At 62.8% G+C, this 14,970-nt stretch carries 3 protein-coding genes; all 3 read left to right on the top strand.

What is annotated here, in order from left to right; genetic code table 11:
* Window positions 1-1,590, top strand: a 1,590-nt coding sequence (locus BFP92_RS15520) for an amino acid adenylation domain-containing protein (RefSeq protein WP_139114074.1), incomplete at its 5' end; no start/stop codon positions are given.
* Between the two features lie 3 nt (window positions 1,591-1,593).
* Window positions 1,594-9,375, top strand: a complete 7,782-nt coding sequence (locus tag BFP92_RS15525; RefSeq protein ID WP_083221750.1) for a non-ribosomal peptide synthetase — start codon at window positions 1,594-1,596, stop codon at window positions 9,373-9,375.
* 73 nt (window positions 9,376-9,448) lie between these two features.
* Window positions 9,449-14,970 (top strand): non-ribosomal peptide synthetase (locus tag BFP92_RS15530; RefSeq protein WP_139114075.1); only part of this gene is annotated, 5,522 nt, incomplete at its 3' end.

The raw sequence follows: 14,970 nt of genomic DNA on the forward strand, positions 1-14,970 counted from the left end.
CCGCTGGACATCGAATACCCGCGTGACCGCCTGCTGTACATGATGCAAGACAGCCGCGCCAGGTTGCTGCTCAGCCACACCAGCGCCTTGCCGCAATTGCCGCTCGCCGAAGGGCTGGAAGCCCTGGCCATTGACCGCACCGAAGACTGGACGGGCCACAGCGACACGGCACCAAGCGTCAATCTGGACGGCGACAACCTCGCCTACGTGATCTACACCTCCGGCTCCACCGGCATGCCCAAAGGCGTGGCGGTTTCCCACGGCCCGCTGGTGGCGCACATCATCGCCACGGGCGAGCGCTACGAAACCGGCCCGGCCGACTGCGAATTGCACTTCATGTCCTTCGCCTTCGATGGTTCCCACGAAGGCTGGATGCACCCGCTGATCAACGGCGCCAGCGTGCTGATCCGCGATGACAGCCTGTGGCTGCCGGAGTACACCTACGCGCAAATGCACCGTCACAACGTAACCATGGCCGTGTTCCCACCGGTGTACCTGCAACAACTGGCCGAGCATGCCGAACGCGACGGCAACCCGCCTAAAGTGCGCGTGTACTGCTTCGGTGGCGATGCCGTGGCACAGGCCAGCTACGACCTGGCCTGGCGCGCACTGAAACCGACGTATCTGTTCAACGGCTACGGCCCGACCGAAACCGTGGTCACACCGCTGCTGTGGAAAGCCCGTCGCGGCGACCCCTGCGGCGCCGTCTATGCGCCGATCGGCACGCTGTTGGGCAACCGCAGCGGCTACGTGCTGGACGCGCAACTCAACCTGCAACCCATCGGCGTGGCCGGTGAGCTCTACCTGGGCGGCGAAGGCGTGGCCCGCGGTTATCTGGAGCGCCCGGCACTGACTGCCGAACGCTTCGTGCCGGACCCGTTCGGCAAACCCGGCAGCCGCGTGTACCGCAGCGGCGACCTGACCCGTGGCCGCGCAGATGGGGTGGTGGATTACCTTGGCCGAGTTGACCATCAAGTAAAAATCCGTGGTTTCCGTATTGAGCTGGGTGAAATCGAGGCGCGTCTGCGTGAGCAGGACAGCGTTGGCGAAACCGTTGTCGTGGCCCAGGAAGGCCCGAACGGCAAACAGCTGGTGGCTTATGTGGTTCCAGCAACCGCGCAGCCAAATGAAACCGAGTTCCGCGACAGCCTGCGCCGTGCGCTGAAAACCCGCTTGCCGGATTACATGGTGCCCACGCACTTCATGTTCCTGGCGCAGATGCCACTCACGCCTAACGGCAAGCTCGACCGCAAGGGCCTGCCCGAGCCGGATGCGAGCCTGATGCAGCAGCACTACGTCGCCCCGCAAACCGAGCTGGAGCAACAGATTGCCGCGATCTGGGCCGAGATTCTGCACCTGCCTCGCGTGGGCCTGGACGATAACTTCTTCGAAGTGGGCGGCCACTCCCTGCTGGCGATCCAGATCACTTCGCGGGTGCAGGCCGAACTGGGGCTGCAAGTGCCGCTGGTGGAAGTGTTCCAGACCGAAACGTTGCGCGCCTATGTGCAGGCCGCCGCCACCTTCCGCGCCGGCAGCGCGGAAGATTTTGATGACCTTCGTGACTTTTTGAGCGAACTAGAGGCGATTTGAACCATGCTTTCCAACCCTAATATCGATCTGGTTTCGCGCTTTCTTCGCCTGCCTCTGGAACAGCGTCAGCAGTTTTACCAACGCCTGCAAAGCCGCGGCATGAGTTTCGCGCAACTGCCGATCGCCTCGATTCGCGAGCAGGGCCAACACGCGCCGCTGTCTTATGCCCAGGAGCGCCAGTGGTTTCTCTGGCAACTGGACCCGCACAGCGCGGCCTATCACGTCCCCGGCGCCTTGCGCCTGAGCGGGCGCCTGGACAAGGCCGCGCTGCAACGCAGCTTCGACACGCTGGTGGCACGCCACGAGAGCCTGCGCACCCGTTTGCACCTGGAGGGCGAGCAGCGTGCCCAGCAAGTGTTGGCGCATGCGGTGATCGAGATTGCTGAACGCTCAATCGACGAGGCCCAGCTCAAGGCAAGCGTCGAAGCTGAAATCGCCCGACCTTTCGATTTGCAGCAAGGTCCGTTATTGCGCGTCAGCTTGCTCGGCCTAAGCGCAGAAGAGCATGTATTGGTGCTGGTGCAGCACCATATCGTCTCTGACGGCTGGTCGATGGGCGTGATGGTGCAAGAGCTCATGCAGCTGTATGCCGCCTACAGCCAGGGCCAGGACTGCACGTTGGCGCCGCTGCCGATCCAGTACGTCGACTACGCAGTGTGGCAACGCCGCTGGATGGAAGCGGGGGAGAAGGCCCGCCAACTGGATTACTGGCGTGAGCTGCTCAGCGGCACACAGCCGGTGCTGGAACTGCCGCTCGATTACTCGCGCCCAGCGCAGCAGAGTTTCCTAGGCGCACGCCAGGACATGGCCCTGGAACCCGCCCTGGTCGCCGGTCTCAAGGCCCTGGCGCAACGCGAAGGGGTGACGCTGTTCATGCTGCTGTTGGCGGCGTTCCAGGCATGTCTGTACCGCTACAGCGGGCAGTCGGATATTCGCGTCGGCGTGCCGATCGCCAACCGCAACCGTGTCGAGACCGAATCGCTGATCGGCTTTTTCGTCAACACCCAGGTGCTCAAGGCCGATCTCGACGGCCAGATGACGTTCACCCAGTTGCTGCAACATACCAAGCGCCGCGCGCTGGAGGCCCAGGCTCATCAGGACTTGCCGTTCGAGCAACTGGTCGAAGCACTGCAACCCGAACGCAGCCTGAGCCATAACCCGCTGTTTCAGGTGATGTTCAACCACCAGGCCAAGACCCCATCCGCAGAGCAACAACTGCCGGGCCTGCGTGTGGCCGGCCTCGAACTGGAAACCCAGAGCGCCCAGTTTGACCTGAGCCTGGATACCCAGGAGAGCGGCGACGGCCTCTGGGCCTCCCTGACCTATGCCACCGACCTGTTCAATACGGCGACCGCCTCGCGCATGCTGGGCCATTGGCTGAACCTGTTGCGCGCCGCCGTGGCCAACCCTGCATTGGCCTTGCAGGATCTGGCCATGCTGGATACCACGGAGCGCCAACAACTCCTCTACCAGTGGAATGCCACCGAGCGCGCTTACCCGCAAGGCCACTGGGTGCATCAGTTGATAGAAGCGCAGGCGCTCAAGCAGCCGGATGCAGCGGCGTTGCGCTTTGGTGACGTATCGCTGAGCTACGCCGAACTGAACCACCGCGCCAATCGCCTGGCCCATCGTTTGATCGAAGCCGGCGTTGGCCCGGATTCGCTGGTGGGGCTGGCCGTGGAGCGCTCCATCGAGATGGTGGTGGGGCTGCTGGCCGTGCTCAAGGCCGGTGGCGCCTATGTGCCGCTGGACCCGGAATACCCGCGTGAGCGGCTGGCCTACATGCTTGAAGACAGCGGTGTGAAGCTGCTGCTGACTCAGGCGCATTTGCTCGAACAGTTGCCGATCCCGCCAGGATTGGAAACTTTGGTGCTGGGTGAAACCGGCTTCGAAGGCTACAGCGACGCGAACCCGGACATCGCGCTGGACGGCGAAAACCTCGCCTACGTGATCTACACCTCCGGCTCCACCGGCCAACCCAAAGGCGCCGGAAACCGCCATTCAGCGCTGCTCAATCGCCTGCAATGGATGCAGCAGGCCTATGGCCTGGGCGTCAACGACAGCGTGTTGCAAAAGACCCCGTTCAGCTTTGACGTGTCGGTGTGGGAGTTCTTCTGGCCACTGATGACCGGCGCACGCCTGGTCGTCGCAGCGTCGGGCGATCACCGTGATCCGGCCCGGCTGGTCAGCCTGATCACGGCCGAGCAGATCACCACGCTGCACTTTGTGCCCTCGATGTTGCAGGCGTTCCTGCAAGACCCGGCGGTTTCGACCTGCCACAGCGTGCAGCGCATCGTGTGCAGCGGCGAGGCGCTGCCGGTGGATGCGCAACAGCAAGTCCTGGCCAAACTGCCGCACGCCGGGCTGTATAACCTGTACGGTCCGACCGAAGCCGCCATCGACGTGACCCACTGGACCTGTGTCGATGAAGGGCGTGACGCCGTGCCGATTGGTCGCCCGATTGCCAATCTGGGCTGCTACATCCTCGACAGCCATTTCGAACCGGTACCCATTGGCGTATTGGGCGAGCTTTACCTGGGCGGCGTCGGCCTGGCCCGTGGTTATCACCGGCGTCCGGCATTGACCGCCGAGCGCTTTATCGCCCATCCCTTTGTCAGCGGTGAGCGTCTGTACCGCAGCGGCGACCTGGCGCGGTATCGCGCAGACGGCGTAATCGAATACGCCGGGCGGGCCGATCATCAGGTCAAATTGCGTGGCCTGCGTATCGAGTTGGGCGAAATCGAAGCCCGTTTGCTGGCGCACGATTACGTCCGCGAAGCAGCGGTGTTGGCGCCGGACAGTCAATACCTGGTGGGCTACCTGGTCCTGCAAAACGCCGCTGACGATTGGCGCGATGTACTCAGTGCGCATCTGGCCGAAACCCTGCCGGACTACATGGTGCCCGCACAATGGATGCTGCTGGAGCAGATGCCCCTGAGCCCCAACGGCAAGCTTGACCGCAAGGCGCTGCCAAAGCCCGAAGCCACGCAGCAATATGAAGCCCCGCAAAGCGCGCTGGAGCAGCAAATCGCCGCTATCTGGGCCGATGTGCTGGGCATCGAGCTGGTGGGGTTGAACGACAACTTCTTCGAGCGCGGCGGTGACTCGATCATCTCCATCCAGGTAGTCAGCCGCGCGCGTGCCGCCGGTATTCATTTCACCGCCAAGGCGTTGTTCCAGCATCAAACCGTGCGCAGCCTCGCGCGGGTGGCGCAGTTGCAAAGCGCGCGGGTGATCGACCAGGGTTCTGTACAGGGTGAGACGCCGTTGCTGCCGTTCCAGCAGTTGTTCTTCGACAGGCAACTGCCGGACTCGCATCACTGGAACCAATCCTTCTTGCTGACGCCACGCCAAACGCTTGAGGGCGATCGTCTGGAAACTGCTTTGCAAGGCCTGATTGCCCACCATGATGTGTTGCGTTTGCGCTTTAGCCAGCACCCTGAGGGTTGGAAAGCCGAGCATGCCGCAGCAGGCACACAGGTGCTGTGGCAAGCCAAGGTGGCGGATGCCAGCGAGTTGACCGCACTGTGCGAAAAAGCCCAGCGCAGCCTCGACCTGCAACAGGGGCCATTGCTGCGTGCGGTCCTGGCCGAGCTGGCAGACGGTTCCCAGCGCCTGTTGCTGGTGATGCACCACTTGGTGGTGGATGGCGTGTCCTGGCGGGTGTTCCTCGAAGACCTGCAAGCGCTGTATCGCGAACAAACATTGCCGGCCAAAACCTCGTCGTTCAAAGCCTGGGCCGAGCGCTTGCAGGCCCACGCCCGCAGTGCGGCGATGGCGTCCGAGCAAGCCTTTTGGCTGCAACAGCTGCAAGGTGCGGCCAGCGACTTGCCGTGCCGTGAACCGCAAGGCGCGCGCCCCGGGCGACTGGCCGAGACTGTGGTCAGCCAACTGGACGCCGAACGCACCCGGCAACTGCTGCAACAGGCGCCGACCGCCTACCGTACCCAGATCAACGACCTGCTGCTCACGGCCCTGGCGCGGGTGATCTGCCAGTGGACGGGCCACGCCTCGAGCCTGATCCAGCTGGAAGGCCATGGCCGTGAAGACCTGTTTGACGACATCGACCTGACGCGCACCTTGGGCTGGTTCACCAGTCTGTTTCCGGTGCGCCTGACTCCGGACGCATCCCTGGCGGTTTCGATCAAACAGATCAAGGAGCAACTGCGCAGCGTGCCGCATAAAGGCCTGGGGTTTGGCGCTTTGCGTTACCTGGGCGATGACGCCACACGTGCGGCGTTCAGTGCTCTGCCAGCGCCACGCATCACCTTCAACTACCTGGGCCAGGTCGACGGCAGTTTCGACCAGCCAAACACGCTGTTCGCGCCCGCCGCAGAAAGTGCCGGCACCGAACAAAGCCCGGACGCGCCGCTGGGCAACTGGTTGACGCTCAACGGCCAGGTCTATGGCGGCGAACTGCAACTGGGCTGGACGTTCAGCCCGTTGATGTTCGACCCTGCTGTGATCGAAACGCTGAGCGCGGCCTACACCCGCGAACTCAACGCGCTGATCGAACATTGCTGCACGCCCGGCAATGGCGGTGTGACCGCTTCCGATTTCCCGTTGTCGCGCTTGAATCAATCGCAGCTGGAGTCGTTGCCGCTGGCCTTCGATGCCGTAGAAGACCTCTACACCTTGTCGCCCATGCAGCAGGGCATGCTCTTTCACACGCTCTATGAGCAGACGGCGGGCGACTACATCAACCAGATCCGCGTGACTGCGCAGGGCCTGGACGTGTCGCGCTTCCAGCACGCCTGGGATGCCACGGTGCAGGCCCATGATGTGCTGCGCAGCGGGTTCTTCTGGGAAGGCCAGCTGGAGTGGCCGTGCCAGGTGGTGTACCGCCAGGCACGGTTGCCGATCCAGGTTCTGGACTGGCGCGCCATGCCGGAGCGCGAACTGGAACTGCGCAACCTGCAACAGGCCCAGCGCCGCCAGGGTTTTGACCTGGCCAAGCCACCGCTGGTGCGCCTGGTACTGGTGCGCACCGATGAGCAGTGCTACGAGTTGATCTACACCAGCCATCACATCCTGATGGACGGCTGGAGCAATTCGCGACTGTTCGGTGAAGTGCTGCAACGCTATGCCGGGGTGGCGGTGCCGGAAGCGGCCGGGCGCTATCGCGATTACATCGGCTGGCTGCAACAGCGTGACGCCGCTGCGACCGAAGCCTTCTGGCGCGAGCAGTTGAGTGCGTTGCAAACCCCAACTCGGCTGGGCAGCAGCCAACCGATGGCGGTGCAAGGGCATGGCGAGCACCAACTGGCGCTTGATCGCACACTCACAACTCAACTTGAGTCGTTCGCCCGAAGCCACAAGGTCACGCTTAACACCCTGATCCAGGCGGCGTGGCTGATTCTGTTGCAGCGTCACAGTGGCCAGGCGGTGGTGGCGTTCGGTGCCACTGTGGCCGGGCGCCCGGCGGAGCTTGCGGGCGTTGAGCAGCAGATCGGTCTGTTCATCAACACCTTGCCGGTGATCTGCGCGGTAGAGGGGCAGGTGACGGTGGCCGACTGGTTGCAAGCGGTGCAGGCGCAAAACCTGGCGTTGCGTGAGCACGAGCACACCGGGCTGTATGACATTCAGCGCTGGGCCGGGCAGGGCGGTGAAGCCTTGTTCGACAATATCCTGGTGTTCGAAAACTACCCGGTGTCCAAAGCCCTGGCGCAAAGCGGCGGCAGCGGCATTCAGTTTGGCGAACCCCACGCCCATGAACAAACCAACTTCCCGCTGACGGTGCTGGTGGATCTGGGCGATACGCTGTCGGTGCAGTTCAGCTTTGCCCGCGCGTATTTCCATGAAGACACGGTGCAAGGTTACGGCCGACACCTGGTCAACCTGCTGCAAGCCATGCTTGAGGGCGGGCAGCAACGTCTGGGTGAGCTGGCGATGCTCGACGCCACTGAGCGTCAGCAGGTGATTCAGGACTGGAACGCCACATCCCGCGATTACCCGTTGCAGCAAACGGTGCATCAACTGATTGAAGCGCAGGTTGCGCTCACGCCAGCGGCGCCGGCACTGGTGTTTGCCGAGCAGCGCTTGAATTACGCCGAGCTGAACCGCCGCGCCAATCGCCTGGCCCATCGTCTGATCGAAGCGGGCGTTGGCCCGGACTCGCTGGTGGGGCTGGCGGTAGAGCGTTCCATCGAGATGGTGGTCGGCCTGCTGGCGGTGCTCAAGGCCGGTGGCGCGTATGTGCCGCTGGACCCGGAATATCCCCGTGAGCGCCTGGCCTACATGCTCGAAGACAGCGGCGTGAAGCTACTGCTCACTCAGGCGCATCTACTCGGTCAGCTGCCGATTCCACACGGTTTGGAAACGCTGGTACTAGGCGAGACGGAGTTCGACAGCTATAGCGCAGAGAATCCGGGTATTGCTCTGGACGGCGAAAACCTCGCCTACGTGATCTACACCTCCGGTTCCACCGGCCAGCCCAAAGGCGCCGGCAACCGTCATGCGGCCCTGACCAACCGCCTGCAATGGATGCAGGAGGCCTATGGCCTGGATGTCAGCGACAGCGTGCTGCAAAAGACCCCGTTCAGCTTTGACGTGTCGGTGTGGGAGTTCTTCTGGCCACTGATGACCGGCGCACGCCTGGTCGTTGCCGCGCCGGGCGACCACCGTGACCCGGCCAGGCTGGTCAGCCTGATCAATGCCGAACAGGTCACCACGCTGCACTTTGTACCCTCGATGTTGCAGGCCTTTGTGCAAGACCCGACCGTTGCGACGTGCCACACCTTGCACCGCATCGTGTGCAGCGGCGAGGCGCTGCCGGTGGATGCGCAACAGCAGGTCTTCGCCAAACTGCCGCAAGCGCGGCTGTATAACCTGTACGGCCCGACTGAAGCCGCCATCGATGTGACCCACTGGACCTGCCTTGATGAAGGTCGCGATGCGGTGCCGATTGGTCGCCCGATTGCCAATCTGGGCTGCTACATCCTCGACAGCCATTTCGAACCGGTACCCATTGGCGTATTGGGCGAGCTTTACCTGGGCGGCGTCGGCCTGGCCCGTGGTTATCACCGGCGTCCGGTATTGACCGCCGAGCGCTTTATTGCCAACCCCTTTGCCAACGGTGAGCGCCTGTACCGCACCGGCGACCTGGCGCGTTATCGCGACGACGGCGTGATCGAGTACGCCGGGCGTATCGACCATCAAGTCAAGTTGCGTGGCCTGCGTATCGAGTTGGGCGAAATCGAAGCGCGCCTGCTGGAGCATGAATGGGTGCGTGAAGCCGCGGTGCTGGCCGTCGACGGCAAATACCTGGTGGGCTACCTGGTGCTGCAACACGCCGCCGATGACTGGCGCGACGTAGTGAGCGCGCACTTGGCCCAAAACCTGCCGGACTACATGGTGCCCGCGCTATGGATGCTGCTGGAACAGATGCCCCTGAGCCCCAACGGCAAGCTCGACCGCAAGGCGTTGCCCAAAGCCGACGCCAACGTGCAGACGCGCGAATACGTGGCGCCGGGCAGCGACCTGGAACAACAGATTGCCGCAATTTGGGCCGAAGTGCTCGACGTGCAGCGGGTGGGCCTGAACGACAACTTCTTCGAGTTGGGCGGGCATTCCCTGTTGGCCACCCAAGTGGTGGTGCGCCTGCGCGAGCAGTTGCACGCCGAATTCGACGTCAAGTCGATCTTCACCACCCCGACCCTGGCGGACTTCAGTGCCTATGTAGCCACCCGGCAAACAAATAATTCGCCGGTGCAGGACGCATTGGCTAAATCCTTGGAGGCCCTCAAACGTCTATCAGCAGAAGATTTGGATAAATTGATTTCCTGAGGGGCGTGGCGTGCAAGCATTAATCGAGTCGGTAGGTTCACTGTCTGCGCAACAAAAGAAAGCGTTGGCGGTAATGCTCAAGCAGCAAGGCATCAACCTGTTTGAGATTGCCCCGGTTTTCAAGCGTCAGGAAGGCGAGCCGCTGCGACTCTCTTATGCCCAGGAGCGGCAGTGGTTTTTGTGGCAGTTGGAGCCGCAGAGCCCTGCCTACCATTTGCCACGTGCGTTGCGGTTAAAAGGCCAACTTGATCGGCCGGCCTTGCAACGCAGCTTTGACGCCTTGATTGCCCGTCACGAGAGTTTGCGCACCTGCCTGCATCAGGACGTCGATCAGGTATTACAGGTGGTCAAGCCTGAACTGCACCTTGAGATCGCTGAGGGTGTGGGTGATCGCACGCAACTCGAAGCTCAAGTGCAAGCCGAAGTCGCCAAACCCTTTGATCTGCAACAAGGCCCGCTGCTGCGGGTGAAATTACTGCAGATGGCGCCGGATGAGCATGTACTGGTGCTGGTGTTGCACCACATTGTCTCCGACGGCTGGTCGATGCAGGTCATGGTCGATGAGCTGGTGCAGTTGTACGTGGGCTTCAGCCAGGGCCAGGATGTGCGCTTGCCGGAGTTGCCGGTTCAATACCCCGACTATGCCTTGTGGCAGCGCAGTTGGATGGAAGCCGGCGAAAAAGAGCGCCAGCTGGGTTACTGGGTTGAGCGGTTGGGCGGTGAGCAACCGGTATTGGAGTTGCCCCTGGATCATCCGCGCCCGCCGGTACAAAGTTATCGCGGCGCGCGTCTGGACATGGACCTGGACGCAGTGTTGGTCAGCAGCCTCAAGGCGCTGGCTCAGCGCGAAGGTGTGACGTTGTTCATGCTGTTGCTGGCGTCCTTCCAGACGCTGTTGTATCGCTACAGCGGGCAGTCGGATATTCGCGTCGGTGTGCCGATCGCCAACCGCAATCGCGCAGAAACCGAGCGCCTTATCGGCTTCTTCGTCAATACCCAGGTGTTCAAGGCCGATATCGACGGGCAGATGCCCTTCAGTCAGTTGCTGGCCCAGGTCAAGCAGCGCGCACTCCAGGCCCAGAGTCATCAGGATCTGCCGTTCGAGCAGCTGGTCGAGGCACTGCAACCGGAGCGCAGCCTGAGCCATAACCCGTTGTTCCAGGTGATGTTCAACCACCAGACTGAAGCGCATAAGTCCCGTGGCGAGCTGCAATTGCCGGGCCTGGCCGTTGAGGCACTGGAGTGGGGCAGCCAGAGTGCACAGTTCGACCTCAGCCTGGATACTCAAGAGTCCCCGCAAGGTATCTGGGCGTCGCTGACCTACGCCACTGACCTGTTCGAAGCGCCCACCGTGCAACGCATGGCCGAGCATTGGCAGCGCTTGCTGCGCGCCATTGTCGGGCGTGCGGACACCCGTGTGGCGCAGTTGGCCATGCTGATCGATGCAGAACAGCGCGATGTGCTGTACGCCTGGAACCAGAGTGGCCCCGTGTTCGAAGCGGCGGCAGGCGTTCACGGGTTGTTCGAGGCCCAGGTGCAACAGCGCCCGGAGGCGGTTGCCCTGTGCCTGGACGAACACACCATCAGTTATGCCGAGTTGAACCGCCAGGCCAATCGCCTGGCGCATGCGCTGATCGCACGCGGTGTCGGCCCGGAAGTGCGGGTGGGTGTGGCGGTCGAGCGCTCGTTCGAGATGGTGGTTGGCTTGTTGGCCGTGCTCAAGGCCGGCGGCGCCTATGTGCCGCTGGACCCGCAATACCCGCGCGAACGCTTGCTGCATATGCTGGAGGACAGCGGTGTGCGTGTGGTACTGACGCAAGCCCATGTGCCGATGCCGCTGCCAGAAGGCATGGCGACGCTGGACGTGGCGGATCCGAGTCTGGTCAACTACGGCGAGAACAACCCGCAGGTCAAGGTTGACAAGCACAACCTGGCCTACGTGATCTACACCTCCGGTTCCACCGGCAAACCCAAAGGCGTGGCCATCGATCATGCGGCGCTGACCGAGTTTTCGCGGATGGCCGCCGACTATTCGCGCCTGACCCAGGATGATCGCGTACTGCAATTCGCTACCTTGAATTTCGACGGTTTTGTCGAGCAGCTCTACCCGGCGCTGACCCACGGCGCGACGGTGGTATTGCGAGGGCCGCAGCTGTGGGACAGCGCTCGGCTGTACGACGAAATCATCGCCCAAGGCATCACCCTGGCCGACTTGCCGACCGCTTATTGGAACCTGTTCCTGCTCGATTGCCTGGCGGCGGGGCCACGATCCTATGGCGCGCTTCGACAGGTCCACATTGGTGGCGAAGCCATGCCACTGGATGGCCCGGCGCAGTGGGTGAAAGCCGGTCTTGGCCATGTACGCTTGCTCAATACCTATGGCCCTACAGAAGCCACCGTGGTGTCGAGTGTGCTGGACTGCACAGCCGCCGCTGAAATCGTCGGTGCCACCGCCAGCCCGATTGGCCGTTCCTTGCCGGGCCGCGCTCTTTACGTGCTGGACCGCGACTTGAACCTGGCGCCGTTGGGGGCGGTGGGCGAGTTATACATCGGCAGCCGCTGCGGTTTGGCGCGCGCCTATTTGAACCGCGCGCTGCTCACGGCCGAGCGCTTTGTGCCGGACCCGTTCGGCGCAACCGGCGAGCGGCTGTATCGCACCGGCGACCTGGCACGCTATCGCGCCGATGGTGTCATCGAGTATGTCGGGCGGGTCGATCATCAAGTCAAGATTCGCGGTTTTCGTATCGAGCTGGGTGAAATCGAGGCGCTGTTGTTGGCCCAGCCCTGCGTACGCGAAACGCTGGTGCTGGCCGTTGACAATCAGTTGGTCGCCTATCTGGTTGCCGAGCAGCAAGACGCCGCATCCCTCAAGCTGACGCTGCGCGAACAACTGCCGGATTATATGGTGCCGGCCCACCTCATCTTCCTCGACCGCATGCCGCTGAACCCCAACGGCAAGCTGGATCGCAATGCGCTGCCCAAACCCGATGTCAGCCAATCGCAGCCGGCATGGGTGGCACCGGTGACTGAGCTGGAGCAGCAGGTCGCCGCCGTGTGGGCGCAAATCCTGGGCGTTGAGCGCGTAGGGTTGACCGACCATTTCTTTGAGATGGGCGGGCATTCGCTGTTGGCCATGCAGGTGGTTTCACGCTTGCGGCATACGCTGGGGCGCGAAGTACCGCTCAAACTGGTGTTCGAGCAGCCGCGTCTGGAAGGGTTCGCTGGCGCTTTGCTCGCCCTGGAAAGTGGCCTGGGTGAGCAGGCGCCCGCACTGGTGTCGGTCGGTCGTGACCAGCCGCTGCCGCTGTCGTATGCCCAGGAGCGTCAGTGGTTCCTTTGGCAACTGGCCCCGGACAGCGCCGCCTACCATATCCCCAGCGCCTTGCGCCTCAGGGGGCGGCTGGACACGGCGGCGTTGCAGCGCAGTTTCGATGAGTTGGTCGCTCGCCATGAAAGCCTGCGCACCTGCGTCGAACAGCAAGCGGACGGTGCGCGGCAAGTTATCCGCGCGCAGGCGGTGTTGCCTGTCCAGTGCGTTGACGTGCAAGAAGCTGATCTGCAAGCGCAGGTAGAAGCCGAAATCGCACAGCCGTTCAACCTGCAAAACGGGCCGTTGCTGCGTGTGACCTTAATGCGTGTGGCGCAGGACGATCATGTGTTGGTGCTGGTGCAGCATCACATCGTCTCTGACGGTTGGTCGATGCACGTCATGATCGACGAGCTGGTGCAACTTTATGCCGCCTTCAGCCAGGGCCAGGCAGCACAGTTGCCGCTGATGCCGATCCAGTACGCCGACTTTGCCGTATGGCAGCGTACGTGGATGGAAGCCGGTGAGCAGGCCCGACAACTGGACTACTGGCGCGACGTGCTCGGTGGCGAACAGCCCGTATTGGAGTTGCCGTTCGACCATCAACGTCCGGCGCAGCAAAGCCATCGTGGCGCGCGTCTGGATGTGCCGTTGCCTGCCGAACTGGCGCAAGGTCTTAAAGCCCTGGCCCAGGCGCAGGGCGTGACGATGTTTATGTTACTGCTGGCCTCGTTCCAGACATTGCTGCACCGCTACAGCGGCCAGCACGACATCCGTGTCGGTGTGCCGATCGCCAACCGCAATCGTGTGGAAACCGAACGTCTGATCGGCTTTTTCGTCAACACTCAAGTGCTCAAGGCCGATATCGACGGGCACATGACGGTTGCCGAGTTGCTGGCCCAGGTCAAGCAGCGTGCGCTGCAGGCACAGGCCCATCAGGACCTGCCGTTCGAGCAATTGGTGGAAGCCCTGCAACCCGAGCGTAGCCTGAGCCTGAACCCGTTGTTCCAGGTGATGTTCAACTATCAGAGCGAAGGACACCTGGGTGTGCAAGCGCTGACGGACTTGCGCATCGAAGGCCTGGAGTGGGAGCGCCGTACCGCGCATTTCGACCTCGACTTGGACGTGCATGAAAGTACACAAGGGCTGTGGGCCTCGCTGGGTTATGCCACCGATCTGTTTGAAGCCACCACTATCGAGCGCATGGCGCGCCACTGGCAGAATCTGTTGCAGGCGATGGTTGCCGACCAGCAGCAGAACATCGGCCAGTTGAACCTGTTGGATAGCGACGAGCAGCAGCACATCCTGCAACTGTGGAACTGCACCGAGTCGGGCTTCTCGGCCGAGCGCCTGGTGCATGAGTTGTTCGCCGATCGCGCCCGGGAAACCCCGGATGCGGTGGCGGTCAAGTTCGATGCGCAAACCCTGACTTATGGCGAGCTGGACCGCCAGGCCAACCGCCTGGCCCATGCGCTGATCGCCCGTGGCGTCGGCCCGGAAGTGCGGGTGGCGATTGCCATGCCGCGCAGTGCGCAAATCATGGTGGCTTTTCTCGCAGTGATGAAGGCTGGCGGCGTGTATGTGCCGCTGGACATCGAATACCCGCGTGACCGCCTGCTGTACATGATGCAAGACAGCCGCGCCAGGTTGCTGCTCAGCCACACCAGCGCCTTGCCGCAATTGCCGCTCGCCGAAGGGCTGGAAGCCCTGGCCATTGACCGCACCGAAGACTGGACGGGCCACAGCGACACGGCACCAAGCGTCAATCTGGACGGCGACAACCTCGCCTACGTGATCTACACCTCCGGCTCCACCGGCATGCCCAAAGGCGTGGCGGTTTCCCACGGCCCGCTGGTGGCGCACATCATCGCCACGGGCGAGCGCTACGAAACCGGCCCGGCCGACTGCGAATTGCACTTCATGTCCTTCGCCTTCGATGGTTCCCACGAAGGCTGGATGCACCCGCTGATCAACGGCGCCAGCGTGCTGATCCGCGATGACAGCCTGTGGCTGCCGGAGTACACCTACGCGCAAATGCACCGTCACAACGTAACCATGGCCGTGTTCCCACCGGTGTACCTGCAACAACTGGCCGAGCATGCCGAACGCGACGGCAACCCGCCTAAAGTGCGCGTGTACTGCTTCGGTGGCGATGCCGTGGCACAGGCCAGCTACGACCTGGCCTGGCGCGCACTGAAACCGACGTATCTGTTCAACGGCTACGGCCCGACCGAAACCGTGGTCACACCGCTGCTGTGGAAAGCCCGTCGCGGCGACCCCTGCGGCGC

This window comes from Pseudomonas sp. 58 R 3, from assembly GCF_900006605.1.
GTDB classification, from domain to species: Bacteria; Pseudomonadota; Gammaproteobacteria; order Pseudomonadales; family Pseudomonadaceae; genus Aquipseudomonas; species Aquipseudomonas salomonii.

What these genes read in the sequence shown, in the direction of transcription:
- BFP92_RS15525 (WP_083221750.1), top strand. Translation starts at nt 1,594, where the DNA reads ATGCTTTCCAACCCTAATATCGATCTGGTTTCGCGCTTTCTTCGCCTG.